General features: G+C 32.2%; 27 protein-coding genes. 11 read left to right on the top strand and 16 right to left on the bottom strand.

What is annotated here, in order from left to right; all coding sequences use genetic code 11:
- Positions 1-6: 6 nt before the first annotated feature.
- The 4 genes from rpmG to EMN46_RS14335 form a co-directional block, all read right to left on the bottom strand.
- Positions 7-189, bottom strand: a complete 183-nt coding sequence (gene rpmG / locus EMN46_RS14350; protein WP_125032072.1) for a 50S ribosomal protein L33 — start codon at positions 187-189, stop codon at positions 7-9.
- A 12-nt stretch (positions 190-201) separates the two neighbouring features.
- Entirely contained in the window at positions 202-444 is a 243-nt protein-coding gene (gene rpmB / locus EMN46_RS14345; protein ID WP_154201510.1) for a 50S ribosomal protein L28, read from the bottom strand.
- Positions 445-698: 254 nt separating this feature from the next.
- Complete coding sequence (locus tag EMN46_RS14340) at positions 699-1,304, bottom strand: MarC family protein (RefSeq protein ID WP_154201509.1); 606 nt, start codon at positions 1,302-1,304, stop codon at positions 699-701.
- Positions 1,305-1,472: 168 nt separating this feature from the next.
- Positions 1,473-1,979: a hypothetical protein gene (locus EMN46_RS14335; RefSeq protein WP_154201508.1), complete on the bottom strand. Its 507-nt coding sequence runs from the start codon at positions 1,977-1,979 to the stop codon at positions 1,473-1,475.
- A gap of 110 nt (positions 1,980-2,089) precedes the next feature.
- Here EMN46_RS14335 and EMN46_RS14330 point away from each other — a divergent pair, with 110 nt between their 5' ends.
- On the top strand, positions 2,090-2,620 hold the full coding sequence (locus tag EMN46_RS14330) for a DUF6155 family protein (RefSeq protein ID WP_154201507.1): 531 nt from the start codon (positions 2,090-2,092) through the stop codon (positions 2,618-2,620).
- A 243-nt stretch (positions 2,621-2,863) separates the two neighbouring features.
- Positions 2,864-4,522: a phosphoenolpyruvate carboxykinase (ATP) gene (locus EMN46_RS14325; protein ID WP_154201506.1), complete on the top strand. Its 1,659-nt coding sequence runs from the start codon at positions 2,864-2,866 to the stop codon at positions 4,520-4,522.
- A gap of 96 nt (positions 4,523-4,618) precedes the next feature.
- On the opposite strand, the gene EMN46_RS14320 is transcribed toward EMN46_RS14325, so the two are convergent.
- Both EMN46_RS14320 and EMN46_RS14315 read right to left on the bottom strand, forming a co-directional pair.
- Complete coding sequence (locus EMN46_RS14320; RefSeq protein ID WP_154201505.1) at positions 4,619-5,323, bottom strand: NRDE family protein; 705 nt, start codon at positions 5,321-5,323, stop codon at positions 4,619-4,621.
- Positions 5,323-5,823, bottom strand: coding sequence for a DinB family protein (locus EMN46_RS14315; protein WP_154201504.1), 501 nt, complete (start codon positions 5,821-5,823; stop codon positions 5,323-5,325). The genes EMN46_RS14320 and EMN46_RS14315 overlap by 1 nt, the downstream gene beginning before the upstream one ends.
- Before the next feature lie 168 nt (positions 5,824-5,991).
- Here EMN46_RS14315 and EMN46_RS14310 point away from each other — a divergent pair, with 168 nt between their 5' ends.
- The 3 genes from EMN46_RS14310 to EMN46_RS14300 all read left to right on the top strand — a co-directional run bounded on the left by EMN46_RS14310 (position 5,992) and on the right by EMN46_RS14300 (position 8,781).
- Positions 5,992-7,032, top strand: coding sequence for a hypothetical protein (locus tag EMN46_RS14310; RefSeq protein ID WP_154201503.1), 1,041 nt, complete (start codon positions 5,992-5,994; stop codon positions 7,030-7,032).
- Between the two features lie 137 nt (positions 7,033-7,169).
- A complete protein-coding gene (locus EMN46_RS14305; RefSeq protein WP_154201502.1) occupies positions 7,170-8,339 on the top strand; it encodes a DUF819 domain-containing protein in 1,170 nt (389 codons plus the stop codon).
- Positions 8,340-8,355: 16 nt separating this feature from the next.
- On the top strand, positions 8,356-8,781 hold the full coding sequence (locus tag EMN46_RS14300; RefSeq protein ID WP_154201501.1) for a (deoxy)nucleoside triphosphate pyrophosphohydrolase: 426 nt from the start codon (positions 8,356-8,358) through the stop codon (positions 8,779-8,781).
- On the opposite strand, the gene EMN46_RS14295 is transcribed toward EMN46_RS14300, so the two are convergent.
- Positions 8,774-9,490, bottom strand: coding sequence for an SDR family NAD(P)-dependent oxidoreductase (locus tag EMN46_RS14295; RefSeq protein WP_154201500.1), 717 nt, complete (start codon positions 9,488-9,490; stop codon positions 8,774-8,776). The genes EMN46_RS14300 and EMN46_RS14295 overlap by 8 nt on opposite strands.
- A 113-nt stretch (positions 9,491-9,603) precedes the next feature.
- On the opposite strand from EMN46_RS14295, the gene EMN46_RS14290 reads away from it, so the two are divergent.
- Entirely contained in the window at positions 9,604-10,266 is a 663-nt protein-coding gene (locus EMN46_RS14290) for a B3/4 domain-containing protein (RefSeq protein WP_154201499.1), read from the top strand.
- Positions 10,267-10,591: 325 nt separating this feature from the next.
- Here the strand turns inward: EMN46_RS14290 and EMN46_RS14285 are convergent, their stop codons facing one another.
- Together EMN46_RS14285 and EMN46_RS14280 are read right to left on the bottom strand one after the other, a co-directional pair.
- Positions 10,592-11,374, bottom strand: coding sequence for an amidohydrolase (locus EMN46_RS14285; RefSeq protein ID WP_154201498.1), 783 nt, complete (start codon positions 11,372-11,374; stop codon positions 10,592-10,594).
- 21 nt (positions 11,375-11,395) lie between these two features.
- Positions 11,396-11,944, bottom strand: a complete 549-nt coding sequence (locus EMN46_RS14280) for a 1-acyl-sn-glycerol-3-phosphate acyltransferase (protein WP_154201497.1) — start codon at positions 11,942-11,944, stop codon at positions 11,396-11,398.
- A gap of 159 nt (positions 11,945-12,103) precedes the next feature.
- Between EMN46_RS14280 and nadA the strand changes: the two genes are divergently transcribed.
- From nadA to EMN46_RS14265, 3 genes are all read left to right on the top strand, one after another.
- Positions 12,104-13,030, top strand: a complete 927-nt coding sequence (gene nadA / locus EMN46_RS14275; protein ID WP_154201496.1) for a quinolinate synthase NadA — start codon at positions 12,104-12,106, stop codon at positions 13,028-13,030.
- Positions 13,031-13,195: 165 nt separating this feature from the next.
- Entirely contained in the window at positions 13,196-14,014 is an 819-nt protein-coding gene (locus tag EMN46_RS14270; protein ID WP_154201495.1) for a mechanosensitive ion channel family protein, read from the top strand.
- Positions 14,015-14,446: 432 nt separating this feature from the next.
- Positions 14,447-15,052, top strand: coding sequence for a flavin reductase family protein (locus tag EMN46_RS14265; RefSeq protein ID WP_154201494.1), 606 nt, complete (start codon positions 14,447-14,449; stop codon positions 15,050-15,052).
- Positions 15,053-15,114: 62 nt separating this feature from the next.
- Here EMN46_RS14265 and EMN46_RS14260 read toward each other — a convergent pair whose 3' ends face one another.
- The 4 genes from EMN46_RS14260 to EMN46_RS14245 form a co-directional block, all read right to left on the bottom strand.
- Positions 15,115-17,448 (bottom strand): ABC transporter substrate binding protein, encoded by a 2,334-nt coding sequence (locus tag EMN46_RS14260; RefSeq protein ID WP_154201493.1) that lies wholly within the window; start codon positions 17,446-17,448, stop codon positions 15,115-15,117.
- Positions 17,449-17,620: 172 nt separating this feature from the next.
- Complete coding sequence (locus EMN46_RS14255) at positions 17,621-18,082, bottom strand: DUF4293 domain-containing protein (protein ID WP_154201492.1); 462 nt, start codon at positions 18,080-18,082, stop codon at positions 17,621-17,623.
- 160 nt (positions 18,083-18,242) lie between these two features.
- Positions 18,243-20,669 carry a DUF5916 domain-containing protein gene (locus EMN46_RS14250; RefSeq protein WP_154201491.1) on the bottom strand — a complete coding sequence of 809 codons (2,427 nt, stop codon included), beginning with the start codon at positions 20,667-20,669 and terminating at the stop codon, positions 18,243-18,245.
- Between the two features lie 237 nt (positions 20,670-20,906).
- Complete coding sequence (locus EMN46_RS14245) at positions 20,907-21,719, bottom strand: prohibitin family protein (protein ID WP_154201490.1); 813 nt, start codon at positions 21,717-21,719, stop codon at positions 20,907-20,909.
- 437 nt (positions 21,720-22,156) lie between these two features.
- Here EMN46_RS14245 and EMN46_RS14240 point away from each other — a divergent pair, with 437 nt between their 5' ends.
- Both EMN46_RS14240 and EMN46_RS14235 read left to right on the top strand, forming a co-directional pair.
- Complete coding sequence (locus EMN46_RS14240) at positions 22,157-23,032, top strand: nucleoside phosphorylase (protein ID WP_154201489.1); 876 nt, start codon at positions 22,157-22,159, stop codon at positions 23,030-23,032.
- Between the two features lie 127 nt (positions 23,033-23,159).
- Entirely contained in the window at positions 23,160-24,032 is an 873-nt protein-coding gene (locus EMN46_RS14235; protein ID WP_195715280.1) for a transglutaminase family protein, read from the top strand.
- A gap of 57 nt (positions 24,033-24,089) precedes the next feature.
- Here EMN46_RS14235 and rny read toward each other — a convergent pair whose 3' ends face one another.
- The 3 genes from rny to EMN46_RS14220 all read right to left on the bottom strand — a co-directional run bounded on the left by rny (position 24,090) and on the right by EMN46_RS14220 (position 26,390).
- A complete protein-coding gene (gene rny / locus EMN46_RS14230; RefSeq protein ID WP_154201487.1) occupies positions 24,090-25,622 on the bottom strand; it encodes a ribonuclease Y in 1,533 nt (510 codons plus the stop codon).
- Between the two features lie 171 nt (positions 25,623-25,793).
- Complete coding sequence (locus EMN46_RS14225) at positions 25,794-26,087, bottom strand: cell division protein ZapA (RefSeq protein ID WP_154201486.1); 294 nt, start codon at positions 26,085-26,087, stop codon at positions 25,794-25,796.
- Between the two features lie 9 nt (positions 26,088-26,096).
- Positions 26,097-26,390 (bottom strand): hypothetical protein, encoded by a 294-nt coding sequence (locus EMN46_RS14220; RefSeq protein ID WP_154201485.1) that lies wholly within the window; start codon positions 26,388-26,390, stop codon positions 26,097-26,099.
- Positions 26,391-26,509: the final 119 nt, after the last annotated feature.

Below are 26,509 nucleotides of genomic sequence, written 5' to 3'. Positions count from 1 at the left end.
TTAATATTATTTAATTTCTCTGTGAAGAGTAACTTTCTTCAAAATTCTATTATACTTCTTCAACTCCATACGATCAGGAGTATTTTTTTTGTTCTTAGTAGTAATGTATCTTGAAGTACCAGGCATACCACTATCTTTATGCTCAGTACACTCAAGAATAACTTGTACTCTATTACCTTTTTTAGCCATTTTATATGCCTTTTAATATTTTTTAATAAATCCTTTTTCTTGAGCTTTTTGCAAAGCACCTTGAACACCTAATTTATTAATTAGACGTACACCGGCAGCAGAAATTCTTAATTCAATCCAGCGATCTTCCTCAGGAAGATAGAACTTTTTATCGAATAGATTTGGATAAAATCTTCTTTTAGTTCTTCTTTTTGAGTGAGAAACGTTATTTCCCACCATTACGCTCTTTCCAGTAATTTGACAAACTCTTGACATAGTCCAGATTATTTTTTTTCCTTAAATTGCTTTTCAAACAGTGCGCAAAATACGCAATAATTTTCGAATTATTCAAATCTATTTGTAAGTTTTTTACAGTGAATTCGCAAATTTTATTTTCTGACTGACATGTAGCATCAAGAAAGTCTAATAATAAAGTAGCACACAGCTTTTCTTCAAATTATTTGAAAGTGCAAAGTTAGCATAAATCTCTACTCTTAAGTCTTAAAATTAAATTATTTCAAGCTTATTTTCTATAATACATCTTTTATCACTGGAATTAAGGTCTTTATTGATATAGCAACATTGGTCATAAATAGCTTTATAGAAATAGCCAATAATATGATTCCAAATACTTTACGCAAAATATGAATTCCACCTTCGCCTAAAAATCGTTCTACAATTGAAGTCGATCTCAATACCACATAAACAATAAATAAATTCAGAACTAAAGCCACAATTATATTTTCAAGCGCGTATTCAGCACGAAGTGCTAAAACAGAAGTAAATGAACCTGCTCCTGCAACCAATGGAAATGCTATTGGAACAATTGAAACTCCAGCTGGACCATCGTACTTTATAATCTCAATACCAAGAGCCATTTCCACTCCCATTATAAACAGAATAAAAGAACCTGCTATGGCAAAACTTGAAATATCAACTCCAAAAAGGCCTAAAAGCTTCTCTCCTAAAAAAGTAAAACCAATTAAAACCACAAGAGCCACCAAGCTGGCTTTTAACGCCTTTATTTCACCACCTTTTTTCTTTAAATCGACAAGAATAGGAATAGATCCAATAATATCGATTACAGCAAACAAGACCATAAAAGCAGAAACAATTTCAATAAAACTTAAATGCATACTATATAATTTTAGGTGGTGTGAAAATCAGGATAAAACATTTAATTTAGATTTTACAAAAATGGCAATCACTTAAAGTTACAAATTAAACTAAATCCGAAAATTGCGCGAATATAACACAGTTTATCTAAAAGCTGTTAATATCTTAACCTTATAATCTAATCAAACTTAAATAAGCTCCTCTACTTCGATTACAATTCTTGTATTAATCTTTAGCATCAACTTTTTAATTAAACTCAAGAAATTCTCAAAAAATAGATCTGACTCAACTAACTCATCAAGTTTATCTAGATCATCATTAATTTGCCAACTATCTTGTTCTGTTTTATTCCAATTCCTCATCATCTCAATACAATGTATGGGTAGAATAATAGAAAAACCATATATAGGAATAAAAGTCAAATCAATAGATTTATCCTCAAAGATCTTCTCCATCTCCTCAGACACAGCATTTAAATAACCATTAAAACAGTCAAAAAGGTTCTCAAGGAAATCAATATCGTTAATATTTAATAGCTCTAGATCTTCAAAATAGTCACTATATATAGCATGCATCAACAAAAGATATGATTCAACTTTCTCAATTCGTCCATCCTTATATATTCCTGGCTGCACTTTATAAAATTCCAATATGTTCTCTAAAATCTCTAAACGCGAGATACTTTCTTGCTTCATTAATTATACATCTTAATATTACTTAATACAATAATACTTATTTTTAAGCGATCAATAAACAATTGTTTAGAGATAAAATCTATATGCCAATTGGCTAAAACAACATTTCGATGAGTAAACGTGATTTAAAACTATACCTACACGACCTTAATAAAGAACAACTCCAAGAGCAGATTGTAGATCTGTACACACGATTTAAGGAGGTAAAAGAATATTATGATTTTGCTTTTAATCCTAAAGAAAATAAACTGATTGAAGAATGTAAATTCAAAATTTCAAAAGAATACTTTCCACAGACCAGAAGAAAAGCAAAATGTAGACGGTCTGTTGCACAGAACTATATTCGTCATTTTAAACGTTTAGGTGTTGAACCTGCCTTAATAGCAGATATTATGCTTTTTAATGTTGAAATAGCACAAAGCTATTCTGCAGAAAAGGTAAACCTACTCGATTCTTTCTGTAGAAGCATGTTAAAATCATTTGACGAAGCCATTAACTACATTTCTGACAATTGCCTTTTTAAAGAATATAAGATTCGAATAGAAAAAATTGTAAACGAAAGCTCAGATCAAAATTGGTTTAATAGGGCGTTATTTGATAAATCTTTTAGCAGAATAGTTGAAAGCCAATCTCAAATTTAAACTCACTTGTATTCAAATTATTTTTCAACCTATTCTTGGAAAAATTATCTCGAAATAATATTCAATGTTCAAAACACAAACAAAGCATATCCGTATCAGCAGAAATAATTTACGACTTTTCCTCCTCCGTAAATTATCTAAATACTGTTAATAATAAATAAATTGAAAAAAAATAGATTTACTTATTAGGATAATTAAAGATCTCACTATAGATTTGAAGTAACGAACTTTAAAAATAGTATAATGAGTACAACTGAAATTTGCACTATTGAAAAACTTAAAAGTGTTTTAGAAACACATCAAGATGTTAAAGAAAATCTTTCTAGAGAAGAATTAATTACAAAAGCCGTTGAAAAAAATGAAGCAATTGTAACCCCCAATGGAGCCCTTGCAACATGGACACCCTGTAATTCAACAGGACGTAGTCCTAAAGACACATATATTGTTAAAAATCCTGAAAGTGAATCCAATATTGATTGGACATCACCTAACAATATTGGACTCGATCCGAAAACTTTTGAACTTATTTTCGAAGATGCTTTAAAAACAATCAAAAGCAAAAAAACTATATTCACAACAACTCGTGTAATTGGTGCTGACTCACATTATGCATTGCCTGTTAGAACAATTTCTGACGATGCATTAAGCCAAGTTTTCGTTGATAATATGTTTAGACCAATTCCTAAAGATATTAAAAACTCTGTTTTTGCTGACCAAGAATTCCAACTCATTGCATTTCCCAATGACGACCTCGATACAGATCGTTATAAAGGTTTATTACGAAAACTGCCAAACGGAGAGACATCAGGACTTTGCGTTGTTACTGATATGGATAAAAAAATTGGTATTATATTCGGTTCACAGTATCAAGGTAGCATAAAAAAAATGATGTTTACTGCAATGAATTATTTGCTTCCTTTTCACGGTGTATTACCATTACACAGTTCTGCCAATGAAGGAAAAAGAAAAGACTCTGCTTTATTATTAGGTCTTTCGGGTACTGGTAAAACAACCCTTTCAGCAGATCCTCATCGTGCACTTTTAGGTGACGATGAACATGGATGGAGCAATAAAGGTATTTTCAACTTTGAAAATGGTTGTTATGCTAAAATGGTTGACATGGAGCGCGAAAACGAACCAGAAATTTGGGATGCTGTCATGCACAATGCTGACTACAAGAAACATGGTGCTATTCTTGAGAATGCAATGATTTATCCTAATGGGAAAATCGATTTCTTCGATACGAGATATACACCAAACTCACGTGCATCATACCCTCTTAGATTCTTGTCTAATATCAAACCAGAATCAACAGCTAATCATCCAAAAACAATTCTTTTCCTTACTGCCGATGCTTATGGAGTATTGCCTCCAGTGTCTAAATTAAGTAAGGAACAAGCTATGCTTTGGTTCTTGATGGGATACACATCCAAATTAGCTGGTACAGAAACCGGAGTCACTGAACCACAAGCAACATTCTCTCGTTTCTTTGGTCAGCCATTTATGCCTTGTAATCCAAATATCTATGCTCACATGCTAGGTGATAAAATGGATAAACACAACACTAATGTATTCCTAATTAATACAGGCTGGAGCGGAGGCTCTTATGGAACAGGATCGCGTATTAAATTAAAATACACTAGAGCCATGGTTGATGCTGCTCTCGATGGTGAACTTGACAAAGTAGAATTTGTTGAAGATAAATTATTCCACGTGAATATTCCTGTAACTTGTCCCAACGTTCCTACTGAGATGTTGATTCCTATTAACACATGGGAAGATAAAAAAGCGTATAAAGTAACTGCTGAAAAATTAGCTGAAAAATTCACAGAGAATTTTGACAAAGCTTATGGCAAACAGAATATTAGTGCTAAGGTTATTGCACAATGTCCTGGTAAATAAAACACATTAATTCATTTCATTATTTTTTAAACCTATAAAGGCTATCGATATATTTCGGTAGCCTTTTTTTAACAAGTAATGAGTCATTTATGCGATTTAACGAATTTGCTTATCTTCATCTAACAAATTATGGTATGTCATCTTATGAACATTCCCATTGCCACTTATTTGAGTTATGCTAAGCGTTCTTACTCTGTTTTTTCTATTCATTAATAAACCATACTCAAGATTACCTTTTCCTCCTGTTTTATGAAAATTTAGACTTGAAGCTTGATTTATTTCTTTTTCATTTCTTAACCAATCCCGAAACCATTGTTCTCTCTCATATTTCATTGAATCGGAATACAAAGTTGCTGATGACCAAATGTAAGATTTACTTGCAGGTAATTTTTTTACGTGTAAATTCTGCTCATCCCAAACGAGCTGCCATAAACATATCTTAGAACCACCCTGTACAATAACAAGTGTAAAAGCCTCCATCCCTTCAAACTGATAATTATCTATAAAATCAGTAGGATTTGAGTATTCAAAAAATTCTAGCAACATGAGTCCCCTACTCTGTCTATAATCAGATCGTCGTTTATGCTTTTTAAAAGCACCATTAAGCAAACATAGGCTTGTATTTATGCCATTACTAATAATCCAACTTCCATTCGCTTTAGAATCTCTGGGATAATATAATTCGAGACCATTATGAACATATTTTTGAGGCTCTAAAGCTATTCTATTGGGATCCTCATCTCTATTCATCGTAAAAATGAAATCATTATCTGAAACGGGTATGAAACTTAAAGTGCACATTAGGCTTTATTATAACGGATTGTAGAATAAGCTAAACCAAAATTAGAATCCATATTTACATGAGGAAATTGCTGATCGATAGCTATACGAATCAATGCCATATGATGAATTGCATGTTCCATATTGTATGCCAACTCGCGCAATAAATTTGATTCGACTTGATTTACTTTACCTTTTTCCTGATCAAAACACAAATACAAACTCAATTTTTTATTCTCTTTCAATTCTTCTAACCATATTAGAATTGAACTTATTTTTAATTTTGCGAACTCAGTTTCATTTTCAATTTGATTACACCTTGCACGCGTATCATAATTGATTTCTCCAATTTCAGAACCTTCTCTTAATATACTATAAAACTCTATAATATGACGTATATGTTTACCAATAGAACCACCCAACAAAAGAGAAGAACAATGGGCATATTCCTTATCTTCTAATTTATTACATAGTTGAAATAGCTGATTGCATATTTCTTTTGAAGCATTAATAATTTGCATAGACTTGGTTTCGTTTACAAAACAAGATATTAAAAACTAATGGTATTTAATAATTCTCAAATCATGAATAGCCACAATTATCTTAATTTATGATTTTCTTATCTTTTCTATTATCCCTTAACTGTTGGATTAATATTTATTCTATATTTAAGTAACTAAACCAAGTTTATGCCTAGAAAGAGAAGAAACTATCCCCAATTTATAATCAAATTAACCAATTTTGAATTTTGGCCAACCTGGTTCTTTTATGCCCCTATGTTTTTATACGGCGTCGTGCTGTCCATAAAGAGCAAATCATTTGCCTATTTTACAGCTACAAATCCTGAAATGGAATTTGGAGGTGCCTATGGTACTGATAAAACTAAATTTCTCAAATTACTTGACTCGAAATATCAGACCAAAGGTTTTTTTGTTGCAAAAGAAACATCTAGTGAGAACATAATAAAGCTCATGACTGAGAATGATATTACATTTCCTATTATAGCAAAGCCGAATGTCGGCGAACGAGGTCGTGGCGTTGAAAAAATCGACAATAAAATTGATTTAGATAATTATCTAAAAATTATAGTCGAAGATCTTATCATTCAAGAATTCATTGCTCATCCAATAGAATTAGGTGTTTTCTATTACCGATTCCCTAATAGTAAAAAAGATGGTATTAGCTCCCTTGTCATAAAGGAATTTCTTAGTGTTACGGGTAATGGTCGAGATAGTTTTAGTGAGCTATTATCTAAAAATTTCAGAGCCAAATCACGTTTAAAATATTTTAAACAACGCTATCCTAATAGATGGAGTATTATTATTCCAGATGGCATAACACTTAAAGTTGAGCCTATAGGTAATCACAATAGAGGCACTAAATTTTTAGATGGGACACATCTCATTAACGAAAAGCTGGTTGAGGTTTTTAGAAAAATATCTGAGCCATTAGAAGGTTTCTATTATGGTCGTTTTGATATCAAAGTTAGTCGTATTCCAGATTTATATGAAGGTAAGCATATCAAAATATTAGAAATTAATGGAACAAACTCCGAGCCTGCTCATATTTACGATCCAGACTATTCCCTGTTTAAGGCATATAAAGAAGTGATTAAACACATGAATTTGGTGTATCAAATTAGTAGAGCGAATATCGCTTTGGGAATTAAACCACTACCTTTTTCTGATTTAATGAAAGGCTTATTCCATCATTTGTTTGGAAAAAAGTAGCAATCAAACTCTCTATTTAATAACAACAAACTATTGGTACATTACCAAATGCGCCAATCTATTTTACAAAAATAGTATTTCATTCCCTTTTAAGATACAAAATAACTAAATTGCGGCTCAATTTTTAAACACATTCTATGGAATCATTTATTTCCCCTGACAGTCACTTTATTCTCTTTTTTATTGTAGCAGGAGCTGCAGCTTTTGGTATCTATTCTGAACACAAAAAATGGTTTGGAAAATTATCAGGTATTCTTGTTACCATGATATCCATGTCCATATTAGCTATGCTGGGAGTTCTTCCTGTAGCTTCAAACCCAAACATAAAAGTTGAGGTTTATGATATGGTTTTCACCTATTTTATTCCAATTTCAATTCCTATGCTTTTATTTAGTTCTAACATACTAAAGATTGTAAAAGAAAGCGGTAAACTACTCCTAGCTTACATTATTGGAGCCATCGGAATTGTTTTAGGCTGTTTTCTCGCTTATTCATTAATCGATTTAGGTGATAATTCAGGAAATACGGCTGGTGTAATTGCCGCAACTTTAATTGGTGGTAGTGTCAATTTTATTGCTTCAGCAGAGATTTTAAATTTCAGTACAAACCCTCTATTTACAGCTACCATTGCCGTAGACAATTTGGTTTCGAACCTTTACACGCTCTTCTTGTTCTTAACTCCATCCTTAATGTTTTTGGCTCGATTTTTCGTGAAACCTAAAAAGGAAAATCAAATTGAAGATCCACATCAAGATAAAAAAGAAGATTATCCTATCACAATAGAACGCATTGCTGTAACTGTGTTTGTTGCAGTTCTAATTGCAGGAACAGGAAACTTCTTGGCTCCATATTTGCAAAACTTAATTCATACAGAATTAAACCTAAGCATTCTCCTAATAACTGTATTAGCTGTATTGGCTGCTAACTTTTTCCCAAAACATTTAAAACCACTAGAAAATACAGCCTTTTCAATCGGTTTATGGATGATGTATATCTTCCTTGCCGTGATTGGAGCAGCTACCAATGTTCATCAAATATTTACAATTGGACCTGCAGTTCTTGGTTTCTACTTAGTTATCATGATTTTTCACTTCGTTTTTATGTTGGCACTAGCAAAACTATTCAAACTCGATGTATATGAAGTCGTTATTTCATCTGCTGCTAATATAATGGGACCATCCGTTGCCGCACCTATGGCAGCATCTATGGGACAAAAGAAATTGGTGACTCCAGGAATTTTAGTGGGAATATTAGGCTATATTATAGGAACATTTATTGGTGTATCTATTGCAGTCTTTCTAAGTTAAAAATACGCAACAGTAAATGACTAATAAAAAAATTATACAAGTAACAGCGGCGATTATTCGAAAGGATAATCGCTTTTTGTGTGCACAAAGAAACGACTTTGGCGATCAGGGTGGTAAATGGGAATTTCCCGGTGGAAAAACTGAGATTGGAGAAACACCAGAGTTCAGTTTAGAACGAGAACTCCACGAAGAATTCAATATAAAAGCTAGCTGTGGTGATTTCCTATGTGAGAACACACACGACTATGGAGATAAAATAATAAACCTTAAAGCTTACTTCATTAATTACATCCATGGCGATTTTCAACTTCTAGTTCATAAGAATATAAAATGGCTTTCTTGTAACGCAATGCTCGAGCTCGATTGGGCTGAAGCAGATCTACCAATTGTTCATAAACTAATTGATCATTCCAACTTAAGCGGCGAACACCAGACTATATAAGCTGCTCTCCTCCGTCGCAGTATAAAATCTGCCCAGTTAAATTATTATTATCTATAATATAATCCATTGATTTTAAAATAGCTTGCATACCACCTGTGACTTTCATAGGTGTATTAGCAGCTTTTATTTCTAGATACGAACTATCTTCTCCCAATGGAGCAATAATTGAACCCGGAGCGATTCCATTTACGCGTATGTTTGGACCGAATTCCAAGGCTCCCATTTGCGTTAAATGAGCCAATGCAACTTTAGATAAACTGTATGCCGCATAATCAGAAACGAACTTCGTAATTCGAGTGTCTAAGAAATTTACAATTAGTCCTTCTTTACAGAGATTAGCATAATCGCGCATTAATATAAAAGGAGCTCTAAAATTGATATTCATCTGCTCACTAAGCAAATCTAAGCTGGTTTTCTTTATTGAACTTAAACTATAAACCGAGGCATTATTAATTAAGAGATCAATATGACCAAACTCCTTTTCAACTTCTGAAATTAAAGACTCAGGATTACAGGATAAATCACAGCAAAACACTTTAAATACTTGTTTAGGATAAATAGCCTTCAAATAATCCCTCAAAGCCATAGCATCTTCCTTTGAGCTATTGTAGTGAATTGCCAAATTCCATGAATTCTTTGCCAAGTGAAGAACTATCTCTTTTCCTATTCGCTTAGCTGCCCCAGTAATTAACGCGGTTCTGTTTTCCATAAGTTTATTCTAAAAATTCTGTTTACAAAAGTACATCAATTATATATTTGAACGATTTAATACAAGAATTAATTCAATGAAATGCTTATTTTTGATTCCAAACGAAATTCTATATGAAACAGACCATAAATATTGAGCAAAACCTATTAAACTTATGCCCTTCACTAAAATTAGGCGTAATAGAGTGTCAAGTAACAATTACAGAAGATAATGATAAGCTTTGGAATGTAATTAATCAACATATCGATGAAATTCAACAGAACATGACCGTTGAAGACATTCGAAACAAACCAACAATAGCAACATCTAAAGATGGATATCGTAAAGTAGGCAAAGATCCCAATAGATATCGTCTTTCTGCAGAATCATTATTGAGACGAATCGTAAACGGGAAAGGTCTTTATAAAATTAATAATGTGGTTGACCTTTTAAACCTTGTTTCTATTAAATCAGGTTTTTCAATAGGTGGATATAATGCTGACAAAATTGTAGGTCCTATAAAAATGGGTATCGGAAAAACTGATGAAGAATACCAAGGTATTGGGCGTGGAAAATTAAACATTGAGAACCTACCCCTTTTTCGTGATAATACTGGTGCTTTCGGAAGTGCGACTTCTGACTCATTACGAACACAAATCGACTTATCATGTCAGAACTTCCTAATGATTATTATCTCTTACCAAGGTGAAACTGAATTAGAAAAAAACATGAATTTTGCTGAGGATTTATTAACTGAGTTTGCTGATGCTGGGGATATTAAAACGTGTATCATCTGAAAATATCCGACAACTTTTCACCCATAAATGGATTTTGTCAAACTCCTTCAGTTCCCTACACCTAAATGGACTATGTCGAGTTCCGCTTCGCTCCAGTTCCTATAGGGAACTTTAAAATGCGCAGTTTAAGCCCCTAGAGGTTGAAATAGTAAACTTTTAACTCTAGAAACTCATTATTGTTTTGTTTTACCACACGATAAAATCGTGTGGCAGCGGGGAAAATAGAACCTTCTAATAAATAAAAATTTGCGATGATTTGCGTAATCTGTGGAAATTAAGGTAAAGTCCAGAAGTAGCACGAGTTGATAAACTTTTTAGACCTTACTTACAACTTTATATCAAAATCATCAGCATCTAAATAAACAGGGAACTTGTCTCTAAATTTCCTTAATTCAGAAAGTGAAATAGACATTGTCGATATATTGCTTTTGTAATCTTCGCATTTTGCAAGAACTCTTCCCTTAGCATCAAACAAGGATGAATCACCAGCATAGGTCAAATTCATACCATCCTTTCCTACACGATTAACACCCGCAACATAAGTCTGATTATCTATAGCTCTAGCTTTTAAAATAGTATTCCAAACATCCCGTCGAGCTTCGGGCCAATTCGCGACACAAACCAACAGGTCATAATCTTGCTGGTTACGTAACCACACAGGAAACCTTAAATCGTAACAAACGATAGGTCGAATTCGCCATTCTCCAATGATTACAATTCCCTTATCTTTACCTCCTGCAAAATGTTTGTGTTCATCTCCCATTCTGAATAAATGGCGTTTATCGTAAGTCGATATATCACCATTGGGAGAAACGGTGTGCATACGATTATAAAAGGAATCAACATCTTTAACAATGAAACTACCCATTATAGATGCTCCTAAATATTTAGCTTGTTCTTGCATCCAAGAAACTGTCATATCAGCATATCTGGAAATTTCATCTTTATCAGACATCGTAAAACCAGAAGTAAACATTTCGGGTAAAACAATTAGGTCACTCTTGCCTTTCAATTCAGAAAGTTGCTGAGTGAATTGTTCTAGGTTCAATTTCACATCTCCCCATATCAATTCTGATTGAACCAAACTAAGTCTTAAAATATCTGTCATATACAATTTTTAAGATTTGCATTAATCTCCAATGGAAAACATGTCTGGAAACTTAGGCTTAGAGTTTTTATATCTCGATTTTATATAAGCCATATCAGCTTCAACATCTCCTGTTGGGTGAAAAGTTTCAATAAAACTCAAAGTTTTAGTTTCATAATTCAAGTCACCCAATAAAATTGGCACATTTGCTTTTAAAGCAATAAAATAAAAACCTCTTTTCCACACAGGACGTCTACTTCTACTTGCCTCTGGAGAGAGTGACAAATAAAGTTCGTCTCTATTCTTAAATTCTGCTGCCAATTGATCTGTGAGGTTATTTTTCTTACTCCTATCAATAGGCATAACACCCATTGATCGAAAAATTGCTCCAAGTGGAAAAAAGAAAAATTCTTTTTTCATTAGAACTGTCGTGTTGATTCTATGTGCGACAAAAGCCAATTTTCCCCATATAAAATCCCAATTTGATGTATGTGGTGCAGCAATAACTACCGCTTTCTTTTCTGATGGAATTTCTCCTACAAATTTCCATCCAGATAACTTAAGTATGAATCGACTTATTATTACTTTCATTCGTTTATTTAGATTTGGAATTATCGTCTTCTATATAATATAAATATTCTTGGGCAAAGGTACTAAAATAAAGACTTCTCTTTTTTTAGAATCGATTTTGATAAACCCAACAATTTAAAGATATTTGCATCTTAATATCTACACCTAAGTTTGAAAATAATGGATTCACTAAGAGATAAAGTTCTAAAATTAGCCAAGGAGAAAAATGCAGTTATTTTAGCACATTACTACCAAACCTCCGATATACAAGAAATAGCCGATTTTAAAGGAGATAGTTTAGCACTTGCACAACATGCAGCAGAGACTAAAGCTGATATTATTCTATTTGCTGGCGTTCATTTTATGGGAGAAACTGCGAAGATATTAAACCCTAAACGTAAAGTTTTAATTCCTGATTTAGAGGCTGGCTGTTCTCTTGCAGAGTCTTGTCCTGGCGAAGAATTTGCCAAATTTAAAGCACAATATCCCAATCATATTGTCATTTCTTATATCAATTGTTCTGCTGAAATAAAAACGCTTTCAGACGTCATATGCACTTCGGGAAATGCTGTCCAAATTGTAGAATCTTATCCTAAGAATCAGAAAATCATATTTGCACCAGATAAAAATTTAGGCCGATACATCAATGAAATCACAGGAAGAGAAATGATTCTGTGGGATGGCTCATGCGAAGTACACGACATACTATCGGCTGAAAAGGTTATGCAAATGAAAGTGGAAAATCCAGATGCAATACTTATTGCTCATCCTGAATGCACCCACCCAGTTCTTATTCTTGCTGATTTTGTAGGATCAACTACAGCCATGCTTAATTACACTAAAAATTCTGATGCCAAGAAATTTATAGTCGCTACAGAAACAGGGATTCTTCATCAAATGCAAAAAGATTCTCCAGAAAAAGAGTTTCTTATTGTACCAGCTGATGAAACTTGCTCGTGCAACGATTGTGCTTATATGAAATTGAACACAATGCAAAAAATATATATGGCCCTGAAAAATGAACAACCTGAAATTATTTTACCTGATGATATTATGACTAAAGCAAAAACTCCACTTCTTAGAATGCTTGAATTATCATCAAAATAACTCGTCCATATCGTTCATAATTATATTCACATAGATAAATTGAACATTGTTCAAATCTTTCATAAAATATTTGATTATGAAATTTTAAAGATGTAATTTCAGGTAGATATGCTAAAGTTCACCTAAAATAGGTTGGATATTAATCACTAAAAAAGAATATTAATTATGAATACAGACAAAATTTTAGAACAAATCATCCAAATTGGAGTTGAGTATGGACCAAAACTAATTGGTGCTATAGCCGTATTAATCATAGGTGGATGGATTATCAAAGTTCTAGTTCGTGCTATTGGTAAAATGATGGACAAAAGCAATTTGGACGCCTCCTTAAAACCATTTCTAAAAAGTATAATAGGAATGCTGCTTAAAGTAATGCTGTATATTACTGCATTAGGCATGCTTGGTGTTGAAATGACTTCATTTATTGCTATTTTAGGTGCCGCAGGTTTAGCTGTTGGTTTAGCCTTATCAGGCACATTACAAAACTTCGCTGGTGGTGTTATGATTCTAGTTTTTAAACCATTTAAAGTTGGAGATCTTATTGACGCTCAAAGTTACTTAGGTGTTGTAAAAGAAATTCAAATATTTAACACAATTCTAACAACTCCTGATAATAAAACAATTATTATACCTAATGGTGGCTTATCAACTTCATCTTTAACTAACTATTCTAAGGAAGAAAAAAGAAGAGTTGATTGGACAGTTGGAATCGCTTATGGTGATGATGTTGATAAAGCAAGAGCTGTTATCAAACGTTTAGCCGATGAAGATTCAAGAATTCTTAAAGACCCTGAAATTTTTATTGCAGTTTCTGAATTAGCAGACAGTTCCGTTAACCTTGCAGTTAGAGCTTGGATTAATGCTCCTGATTATTGGGGTGTATTCTTCGATTTTAATGAGAAGGTTTATAAGACATTTGCACAAGAAGGACTTAATATTCCTTTCCCTCAAATGGATGTTCATGTTCATAAAAACGACTTATAGAACTAATTCGTGATTAAATAAATTTGAAAAGCCCTAAAGACTTCATGCTCTTTAGGGCTTTTTGTTTGTAAAAACCACTTATTTCTGATTAAATCTATTAAATATGCTTGTAGTAAAAAAGCAAGCTTGTATTTTTGTAAAAGCAAAAGTAGAAACACAACAAGTAATTCTACTCTTCGTGTTTGGCGTTTACATTATTAAGATTTAAAGATTAAAACTTTAAGTTTCTGAATATCATGTATCAGGTTTACTAAATCAAAAAAGATATTAAAAGTGTAAAAGAAAACGCTACACGTAATAAATAATTGGACAGAAAATTTATAAGAAAAACATATATATATCCTTCTAAATTTATTTTATTAGGGAGAAAAGAATATTGTCGATGTTTTTTGGAAAACAGACTAATAACTAACCAATAATAATTTCGAATAAATGGGAAAACAAAACTGGAAACCTGGAACCATGGTCTATCCATTGCCAGCCGTAATGGTTAGTTGTGGAGCAAGTAAAGAAGATTATAATATTATAACAATAGCTTGGACAGGTACTATTTGCACTGATCCTGCAATGTGTTACATCTCTATCAGACGAAATCGTCATTCGTATGACATCATAAAGAAACACGGCGAATTTGTTATTAATCTTACGACAAAGGAACTCGCCTTTGCTACTGATTGGTGTGGCGTAAAATCAGGAAAAGATTTCGATAAGTTCAAAGAAATGAACTTAACACCAGGCAAATCGAAAGAAATCAGTGCGCCAATTATAGAGGAATCACCTCTATCCATAGAATGCAAGCTAAAACAAATTGTAGAATTAGGCTCTCACGATATGTTTATTGCAGAAGTAGTAAACGTACAAGCTGACGAGAAGTATATCGATCCTGAGAGTGGACAATTCAGATTAGATAAAGCGCAGCCTATTGCCTACGCTCACGGTCATTACTACGAATTAGGCAAACTTATTGGTCGTTTTGGCTATTCTGTAATGAAGAAGAAAACGAAAAAGAAATTGGCACAGAAAAGAAACAATAAGTAGATATTAATTGTGCCACAAATTCAGATGAGATTTGTGGCACAGCTTTTCAAAAGCATATCAGTTTAGGAAGTCGGAGCTTCTATTGGTAAGTCAAAATAAACTCTCGTTCCTACATTTATATCACTTTCAACACGGATTGAACCTTTATTCTTCTCAACTAAATCTTTAGCTATAACTAATCCTAAACCAGAACCAGATTCCTTACTAGTCCCTTCATGTTGCGTTTTTTTATTAATATCAAATAGATGTTGAACATCCTCTCTCTCAATACCGATACCATTATCCCGCACAAGGATTTCAATCCTATTATTTTCAATTTCAGCTGAAACATCTACAAGTCCATTTTTACGTGTAAATTTTATGGCATTGTTAACTAAATTGGAGACTACTGTTTTAATCATATTCTCATCACCAAAAGCATTTAAATTTAAAGAAATATTATTTTTCAATTCAATACTCTTTACTTTTGCAATTGTCTCAAATGTATTCAGAACTGTATCAACAATATTTCTCATATCAATCGTATTAGGATTCCAAGGAACACCCCCAATTTGAATACTTCCCCATCTCAATAAATTGTCTAAGAGATCGCTTATATTATGAACAGACTCATAACAATTTTTCACATACTTTTTTATTTCAAGGTCTGAAAATGAATCCGAACTTTTAGTAAAAACCTCTAATAAACCTACTGCGGAAGTTAAAGGTCCTTTTAAATCTTGAGATATAATTGAGAAAAACTGATCCTTTGTTTCATTTATTTTTTTTAGTTCACTTGTTCGTTTCTCTAGATTAGCTCTATTTTCAACAATCTCGCTTACATCATCAACTACCCATATATTAGCGTCATCACTATAAGAATACAACATCTCACTAATATAAATTTTAGCCCAAATAACAGAGTTATCAACCCTCTTCAATGGTATTTCATTCCGAATAAAAGCTTTGCTTCCTTCTAGCTGTTCATATTCACTCATTAAAATATTATAGTTACTCTTATTTAAAAAAGTAGACATAATATCTTTACCTAACAACTCTCCTTTTTGATAGTCTAGAATCTCTGAAATTCTGTTATTTTGATCAATGATTTTTCCTTCTCCATCAGTCACCACAATACCAACTAAAGAGTTATTTAAAATAGCCTTCAATCTAAGATAAGCAAGTTTAGAGAGTTCTTCTTGCTTAGTAATCTCAAGATTTTTTCTACTAAGATTCTCATTGGCTTCAAGAAGTTCTCGTGATCGATCTTCAACTTTTCTATCCAACTCTAGATTCTGTCTTTCTAAAACTTTTTTCTGCCTATGCTTAAAGACAGAATAAATAATTAAAAGAAAAACCAGAACGAATCCTATTATCATGATGTTTTTAAACAAAACAATATGTTTCTCAAACAATGTTTTCTCCCTGTTTATTATAATCGTCCCCTTAGTCAAATTAGACTCAGATATTTTAAATTTTGATAAAACGGAATGGTCTATTTTAACACTAACTGCAGACTCCTTGAGCACTGGAATTGTATCTGGATTCACTCCTTTTACAATTGACAAAGCCATTTCTCCTGCAAGTTTACCCTGTAAAACACCGCTAGTTATATATCCACCAACAATTCCTTTACCTAAATAAAAATCCCAAGAACTATAAATTGGAACAGCACTTGCTTCACTAACCAAACGAACGGCATCACTAAATGAATAATAATTCCCATCAGAATCCATTGAAAATGGGGCTAAATAAATCATCCAATCATCAGATAAATTTCTAACTTTTTCTTGAATATCCTTCATATTGCCATTATCGGAATATTCAATAAATATATCTTTTTCTAATTCTGGCAAAGCGTCCATAATAATTGACTTATTAGCCAACCCAGTCACAGTCTTATCATTTATAATAAGTATTTTTCTTTTGGGTTGTAACTTATGCATAAGCATTAAAGTGGAATCAATTGCAGTATATTCTGCAATACCAGTAACCCGTTTTTCACCCATCAATAATTCAGGCTTATAATTATTTATGCCACAAAAAATGATCGGAATATTTTTAAAACATCGTTTTCTACTTTTAATAACAAAATTCAGCGCATTATTGTCGGAAACGATGATTACATCAAAAGTTAGCTTAGAACACAGAAGTTTATATTTTTGATCAAAAGATTCAATAAATGTTGGATCTACGAATCGCTTTGAGTCTAAATATTCATAATAAGTCTCAACTTCATTTTCAAGAGGCGTTAATACAGATTCAATACCATTAGAGATACTATCTGTCCAAGCAAAGCTCTGATGATAAGAATGAATGACCAAAATATGTTTTTTACTTTTAATGCTTGGATGAATGGCAAATGCCGAAGTCAAAGAAGCTAGAACAAATAAAAAACTTAAAAATAAATAACGCATAGTATGAGATTTTTCGAATAACTAAAACTATTTACATAAAATCATAATTCTCAATAATCATATCTTTAACCCAGATAATGAGTTTTTAATATACAAAAAAAGCCTACAATATTTGTAAGCTTTTTTATATATCAATCAGAATGATAAGCAAATATCACTGTTTTTTCTTAATTTATCTAATTCTATCCATTGAACGAATCATAGCTTCATCTTTACCTATACTACGTATAGCTAAGTACGATAAAACCACACTTATTAGTGGGAAAGCATTAATAATACTGTAGTTAGCAATAGCTTGCATCGGTTCTAGTTGAGAATTCACATTATAATAAATAAGACCAACAACACCTAACATACAAAAGATATTAAAAACCGTTAGTCGAATTTGACGCATGCGTTTTTTATAAGAAAAGATGGTCACGATAAGATTTAAAACAATAACTAATATCAGTATGGCGATTGGATAAGCTTTAAAAATCATAGCTTCACCTTCTTTTAAAGAAGGAATTCCTCTATATATAAATGAATACGAATTATTTGCTGTATCGATTAATTCTGCCAAAGGGAAAAAGAACAACAGTGTCATTAGGATTAATGCACCTAATAAAAATAAAGTTTGAATTCTTTGAATCATAGTTTTTCTGAAATTGAAATTAATACTTTTAGGAGTTAACGCTTCATTATAAAAAGCTTTTCCAAGCACAAATTTAAACTTAAAAATAAGAGCAGCAAACTTTCAACTATTACACTTAGTCATCAAATTACAAACTAAAAACGATATCCTTTTACTATAATTAGCCTCTTTTCTTAAGAGACATATAGTCTATATAATACAACAATTTAACAGACAGTGAATTAAATTGAGTTGCATCAAAGGTATCCTTAAAATTCTTTACGAAACTATGGGCTACGACATCATTATAATCCGAAATAGAATTTTTCCAAACCATAGCAAGTTCACTACCGGGAGCAAATCTCCATGAATAAACCACATCAATATTAAAAGTATTAAAGTTTATGTCGTGGTTATCTGAATAATCAGTAGAAGCTAATCTCCCATTATCCATCAAAACACCAAAATTCTTATACTCCGCTTTTGCCCAGTAATGACGTGCCCTAAAACTTAATGACATTTTATTATTAAAAATATAACTACTAGAAAGCCTACTTTCTACATAAGTTGTATTTCTATACCCAATATAAACATTCGTGATATCATCAATGACTTCATCACTCACATAACCAATATCATTAAGCTGTCTATTCCATTTCATTCTATATTCCATCGTAAACTTATCGTTAAAACGATAACGCGGTTTAACAATTAAGGCAAATTCTCTCAAATCATCAGTTGAAAAACGAGCTCCATATTTTGCTTCAAGATCTAAAGCAAACTCTTTTCTATAGTCAGTTGAAAACCATAAGCTCATATATGCTGACGATTCTTTTCTCAATTTCATACCTTCGACTCTTGGCTCATAAAAATCGTAGTTATGCGTAGGTCGAACATTACCATAGATACCTAAAGAATTATATGACTTCAGCTTAATACTCGAGTTATAATAAATAGTGAAACGTGAAAATCGAGCTGGAGAATACTGAGTTTCATGAGTAATAGTTAGACTATTATGCTGAGCTAAAAAGATGCCTTGAGGCTTATAGATATGATAACCTAGCTTTAATTTATTTTTGATAATATTATTACTACTCAAATATCCAAAATCATTGGGATCATATTCATCAGATATCATTTCATTGGAAAAATTCCAATTGAATTTTCCACTTATTTTCTCAAAAGAAAATCGATGATGGTGTCCAATTTCATCATGCTCACCTTTTTCGTAACGTTGAGATAATAAAGCCTTACCGCTTAACTGATACTTTCGAGTTTTACCTTTTAGCAAAAACTCCGTTCCACTTACATTGGCAATAAAATCATCTTTAGGTACGGTAACATTAGTATTGATAAGAGAAATATAGGATTCGTTCTTCAAGCTTTGATCTAATACAAACATATTATAATTAGCAAAAGCTTGAGTCTTAAATTTCCGTTTCGATCCCGATATTGTATCTTTAATTTTTGCATAAGTATTACGTATCATGGAATTCAAAAAACCAATACCTAATCCACTACTTGTTCTTCCTGAAATTTTAGTTGAATTTATAATTTTGGACTCCGCAGGATTTTCTTGTATCATTTCATTTTCTTCAAGATTATCCTCTACATCATATCTGTATTTAGGCGTTGCACCAATTCTTTTTGAATAGAACACGCCACCTCTGTTAAATAGCTCTGTTGCCTCAGTGAAATACTGTCTTTTCTCTGAAAATTTAGTTTCGTACGGTGAGAGATTTAAAACCTGATCGTCTGATTGAACCTGTCCAAAATCAGGAATCAACATCATATCTAGAGTAAAACTTTCATTCAGTCCATATTTTAAGTCAAGTCCACCACGATAATTAGTTTCAAATGATGAGTTATCCGAAGATTTATCGACATACACTGAGAAATAAGGCGAAAAAGATAGACGTGTAGGCGGTTTTATATTATTGATTCCTTTCAAAATTCCAGACTGACTAACCCAGCCAGATTCTTCTTTGTCGATAAAATTCCAACTTACTTTTTCCTTTTTTCTTTGAATATTACGAATGATATTTAGTCCCCATTCTTGCACATCTTTCTGCGGAAAACGAAGAGCAGAATATGGAATTTCAAATTCAACACTCCAGCCTTCTAATCCAATATAAGCACCACTTTTCCATACGCCATCCCAATTGGTATCTTCACTACCTTTAATCACTTTAGCATCAATTTGAACTCCCATTGGTGTAACAATAAATTCGAATGCATCAAGTCCATTATTAAAAGGATCAATTAATAGTAGTGCATAGTCACTATTATTCAAATCATCTCGTTTACTCAGTTGTTTGAGTATCTTTTCTGGCTCATCATCATACATCATAACACCCACAATGAGTGAATTATCGGTATAAATGAACTTAGCCTCTGTTCTATAATTTGAAGGCATTCCATTATTAGGATCCATCTGTACAAAATTGCCTGCGACTGGAATATATTTCCAAATATCTTCATTTAAAATTCCATCAATTTGGGGATGATGAGTGACACGCTTGGCTTTAATTTTTTTCTTTGAGAAAGCCTGTACTGGTTGACAAAAACAACAAAACAACGCTATTACTAACAAAGTTAGTTTAATCATGGTCGGTTTAAATTTTCTAAAGGTTTACTAAGGTTACATAAAATATATCATTTATCATACCAAAAAAGCCAGATTACTGATTTTCAGAAGACAACTATTTTGCTCATACAAATAAAGTGAACGATACTAGAACACCTTATGTTCGAAACCGAACAAAACATTTAACTGTCAGAACTATATACTAAAAAAGGCTGTTTCTTAAGAAACAGCCTTTAAAATATATTTTATATTAGAAAATTAGTTGTTACCTAAAATAAGAGGCATCCCATCTTTTCCACTACCAATAACAACTACTTTAGAGTTTGGTGATTTTGACAATTCAATCGTTGCCTCAATACCTCTCATTTTCAATAGCGCATCAGTTAAACTACTATTAATAATCTTATTTGCTTTTGCTTCACCTTCAGCTGCAATACGCTTTCTCTCAGCCTCACTTTGCTCACGATCAAGCTTAAACTGATAAGCTAATGCTTCCTGCTCTTGTTGTAGCTTACTTTCAATAGCCTGCTTAATTTTTGCTGGCAAATTAATCGAACGAATCAATAAAGCTTTCATTTGAATATTATTCTTCTTAAGAATTAAAGATGTTTCAGTAATAATTGCATCTTCAACTTCTTTTCTCTGAGTAGAATAAATTTCCTCTGCAGTATAACGTCCAGCTACTTGACGAACTGAAGATCGAACTTCTGGTACGACTAATTGATTGATATAGTTTTTACCAAAAATTTCATGTAAATAACCAATTTTATTATAAATTGGATTAAAACGAACGGATACATCAATATTTAGAGACAAACCACTTTTGTCCAATACATCCATCATTTCTTCACTTTTTTGTTCCTTTACATCGTATATATGTAAATCATTCCATGGTGCAATCACATGAAATCCAGGCATAAAAATATTTTCTTTATCTAATCCTGTCGAGAACTTGCGAAAAATAACACCACGTTCACCTGGTTGAAGCGTTTTAAACATGCTTGATCCTGACAATACAAGAATCAGCGCAAAAGCTGCTACGACGATTAAGAAATACGGTTTTTGTTTCATTTTATTAAAGTTTAACACCTTAAAATTAGATATCTTTCTAACTATAAAGCAATTATATTTTAGCAATCAACTATGAACTTAATAGTCATAATAATTGTCACTAACTAGAAAGTAAATATAACACAATATATCCATTGAGGAAACATTAATTAGATGAATAAAACAATGAATTATATCAAAAACATATTGCTATCTCATTTTTCAATAATTATTTTATTTGTATATTTGGAATCTCATTGATAAAGTAGAACAATTGAATCTTATATCTATTTCAACAATTGAGTTCTATAAATTACTCCAAACAACCATATAATAAGTATTGTTAATCTGCAAAAAGCAGTTTGCCCATTTTTCTACTTATATTTACGAGTGCATAAATTTATAAAGTAGTAGATCTGTGTGACATGACTTTTTACAATTCAAAATTTTTAAAACATATGGAACCAATTAAATCATCAGAACTAATTATTAATCCTGACGGAAGTGTTTTTCACTTACATTTAAGACCAGAACACCTTGCAGACACAATTATTCTTGTAGGAGATCCTGGACGTGTAGAATTAGTAGCCAGTTTTTTCGACAACGTAGAACTTACGATCTCTAATAGAGAATTTGTAACAAAAACAGGTACGTATAATGGCAAACGCTTCTCTGTTGTATCAACAGGAATTGGAACGGATAATATAGACATTGTTATTAATGAATTAGATGCCGTTGTAAATATCGACTTAAAGACTCGTATACCTAAAAAAGAACATAAATCGTTAACAATTGTACGAATTGGTACTTCTGGTTCATTACAGGGCGACATTCCTGTTGATTCTTTTCTATTATCGAAAAAATCAATTGGCTTTGATGGTATGCTAAACTTTTATGCTGGGAGAGACGAAGTTTCAGACCTTGAATTCGAAAAAGCATTTAAAGAAGCCGTTAATTGGAATCCAAAACTTGCATCTCCTTACTTTGTATCATCATCGGAAGAATTAATCAATAGAATAGATGGTGATAATATGATTCAAGGAATCACCATATCTGCCAATGGTTTTTATGGTCCCCAAGGAAGAGTTCTTCGTTTAAAAACCCTTGATATGGATTTAAACGACAAACTTGAAGCCTTTGAATATAAAGGTCAAAAAATCACTAATTATGAAATGGAGAGTTCTGCAATTGCTGGATTATCGGCTCTTTTAGGACATAAAGCTGCCACTGTTTGTGCCATAATTGCAAATCGTGTCAACAAGGATGCAAGCAAAGATTATAAACCTGTCATTAAAAATCTTATCAAAACAATACTTGATAGATTAAGTAAATAAACTCTAATTAATTTCAAATTAGTCTTTTATTTGAGATTTTGAGATCAGAAAACTCTAAAACCCACAAGAATTGTTCTTCTTAGTGGGTTTTATTATATTTACGTATGAACAGGTCTCAAAAATGAATATGAACGAAGATAAACTACAAGCCTTAATATCACTTTTAGACGATGCCGATCCTAATGTTTACATAAACATAGCTACAGAATTATCTAAACTATCAGCCTCAAATATTCCTTATTTGGAAAACATTTGGTTAGAGTCTGATAACGTTATTCTTCAGGAACGCTTAGACAAAATTATTGATGAAATACACTACAAATCAATTTTAAAGGAATTAATCAGCTGGAAAAATTCGCCTAAGCAAGACTTAATAGATGGAGCAATTATTATTAACCAAAGTATTAACTACCATTTATCAAAAGACAGTATAAAGACAACTATTCAAAGGCTAGTTGATGAAATAAAACCTGAAATAAAGGAACAAGAAACCTATCTGGATAAAATAAAGATTCTCAATCACTTTCTTTACTTCATTCATAATTACTTGATATTATCTCCTAAAGAGACAACAGATTGGGGTGGAAATATTAGCAGTGTTCTCGCACAAAAAAAGGGAAACTACATTATCACTAGTGTTCTTTATGCTGGAATTGCTCAAAGCTTAAAACTTCCTGTAACAGGCATTCGGCTCCCTAATAGCATCATATTATCATGCGAAATACACTTGAATGACTCGTTCGTAGAAAAGAAAAAAAGTTATTTTTATATAAATCCAATTGACAATGGTTCTGTTTTATCAGCTACTCAGCTTGAGCATGTCATTAAATTTAAAAAACTAAAAAACTTACCTCAATATTATAAGCCATCGAATAATATGAATATGATTGTACTTCTTATTCAAAATCAAATATTATCCTACGGACGGCAAAATAATCACAGAAACGTCGAAATATTGAAAAAACTTTTAAATGTTCTTCTTCAAAAGAAGAATAAATAAATCAAAAAAAAATCTCCAACTCTAAAGAGTTGGAGATTTTATATATCTAAATAAATTCTATTTTGCGTAATTTATAGCTCTAGTCTCACGAATTACTGTAATCTTCACTTGACCAGGATATGTCATTTCGTCTTGAATCTTTTGTGCAATATCCAATGATAATGTTTCAGCTTCTTTATCAGAAATCTTATCACTACCCACAATAACTCTTAACTCTCTACCAGCTTGAATTGCATATGTTTTTAATACACCTGGATGCGAAAGAGCAAGATTTTCAAGATCTTTTAAACGCTTAATATAAGATTCTACAATTTCACGTCTTGCACCTGGACGAGCTCCTGAAATAGCATCACAAGCTTGAATAATTGGAGCAAGCAAAGTTGTCATCTCAATTTCGTCGTGGTGAGCTCCAATTGCATTACAAATATCTGCCTTCTCTTTATATTTCTCAGCCAATTTCATACCTAAAATTGCGTGTGGCAATTCTGGCTCATCATCGGGCACCTTACCTATATCATGTAAAAGACCTGCACGTTTCGCTTTCTTAGCATTTAAACCAAGCTCAGTTGCCATAATAGCACAAAGGTTAGCTGTTTCGCGAGCATGCTGCAATAAGTTCTGACCATAAGACGAACGATATTTCATCTTACCAATCATTCTAATCAACTCAGGATGCAAACCATGTATACCTAAATCAATAGCTGTGCGTTTACCTATTTCAGCCATTTCTTCTTCAATCTGCTTACGAGTTTTACTCACAACTTCCTCAATACGAGCAGGATGAATACGACCATCAGTAACTAATTGATGAAGAGCTAAACGAGCAATCTCACGACGTACAGGATCAAAACCTGAAAGTACAATTGCTTCTGGTGTATCATCTACAATAATTTCAATACCAGTAGCTGCTTCAAGAGCACGAATATTTCGACCTTCACGTCCAATAATACGTCCTTTAATTTCATCAGATTCAATATGGAAAATTGTTACTGAATTCTCAATAGCTGTTTCAGTAGCAACACGTTGGATTGTTTTAATTACAATCTTCTTAGCTTCCATATTAGCCGACATCTTGGCATCTTCCATGATATCGTTCACATAAGACATAGCCTCCGTTTTAGCTTGGTCTTTCAAAGATTCCACAATCTGATTTTTTGCCTCTTCGGCAGACAAACCTGAAATTCTCTCCAACTGCTCAATTTGTTGACGTTTTGATTTCTCTAACTCCAACTCTTTTCTCTCTACCAACTCCATTTGAACATTTAAGTTCTCACGAATAGAATCAACTTCTTTTTTCTTACGTTGAAAATCCTCTACTCTTTGATTAACAGCAGTTTCTTTTTGCTTAACTCTGTTTTCTACAACTAAAAGTTTAGCATTTTTAGTGTTAATCTGCTTTTCGTGCTCAGTTCTTAATTGTAAAAACTTTTCCTTAGCTTGTAGTATCTTATCTTTTCTGAGAACCTCTGCTTCAGCTTTAGCATCTCTTATAATGCCTTCGCGTCTACTTTTTAATGCGCGCTGCAATATGAAGTAGGATATAAACCCGCCTCCAACTAAAGCAATAACTCCTATTATTATTTCTGTCATTATTTTATATGTTTAGTCAATACTCAATTTTCTTTATGTAATAAATAACCCGCACTACAACTTTGGAATTACGCCTATTTACAAATCTAATCATACCCAACACGGGTTTGTTAAGATTCGAAATAATAAACTCCTAAGAAATAACGCGGGTTATTGTTCTTTTAAAGTGTCTTACTGTACTTCTTTAATAAACTCACTCAGCTCTTGTTCCATTGCTTCCAGATCTTTTAAAACTGGAGATACATCTGTTTTAGCTTCATTTTCTAATATTTTCACTACAAACTGTAATGAAGCCATAGCTAAAAAATCCTGAATGTCTTTATCTTTATATTTCTGTTGATATTGCAATACCTTTTCATTTATAGTCTTTGCAGCTTTTCGAACAATCTCTTCCCTATCCCTTTCAACATTTAAAGGATAAAGACGACCAGCTACACTAATTTTAATTAAAAATTCGTCAGACATAAACAATTTTTATTTGTTTAAAAGGGCAATACACTTGTCAATCTCCCGCACAATTCGGCTAATTTTATTTTTAGCCTGCTGCGAATCACCTACATTCACAGCAAAAGTCTTAGATAATTTTAAAGTATCATACTTATGTTTAAATTCCTCGTTCTCTTTGCTTAAAGATTCAATTTGCTCAATTAAGTTCATTTTTTCACGAACTAAGTCTTCTTTTTCGAGCTTTAAATCTTGATACAAGGAAATGAGACAAGAGATTTGCCTTCGTAATTCAGATACTATTTCAATTGGCTTTACCTCCATTATTTAAACTTTCTTCTACAAAATTAACATTGCTGCCAAGATAATCAAAAATATTGCTTTCTATTTTCGATTAAGAGGTTTAAAAAAAACACTTTTTTTGTAGATTTACACACCATAAA

Origin of the sequence: Ancylomarina sp. 16SWW S1-10-2 (assembly GCF_009669305.1) — a bacterium.
GTDB lineage: Bacteria > Bacteroidota > Bacteroidia > Bacteroidales > Marinifilaceae > Ancylomarina.
This window is presented reverse-complemented; position numbering and strand designations above follow the sequence as displayed.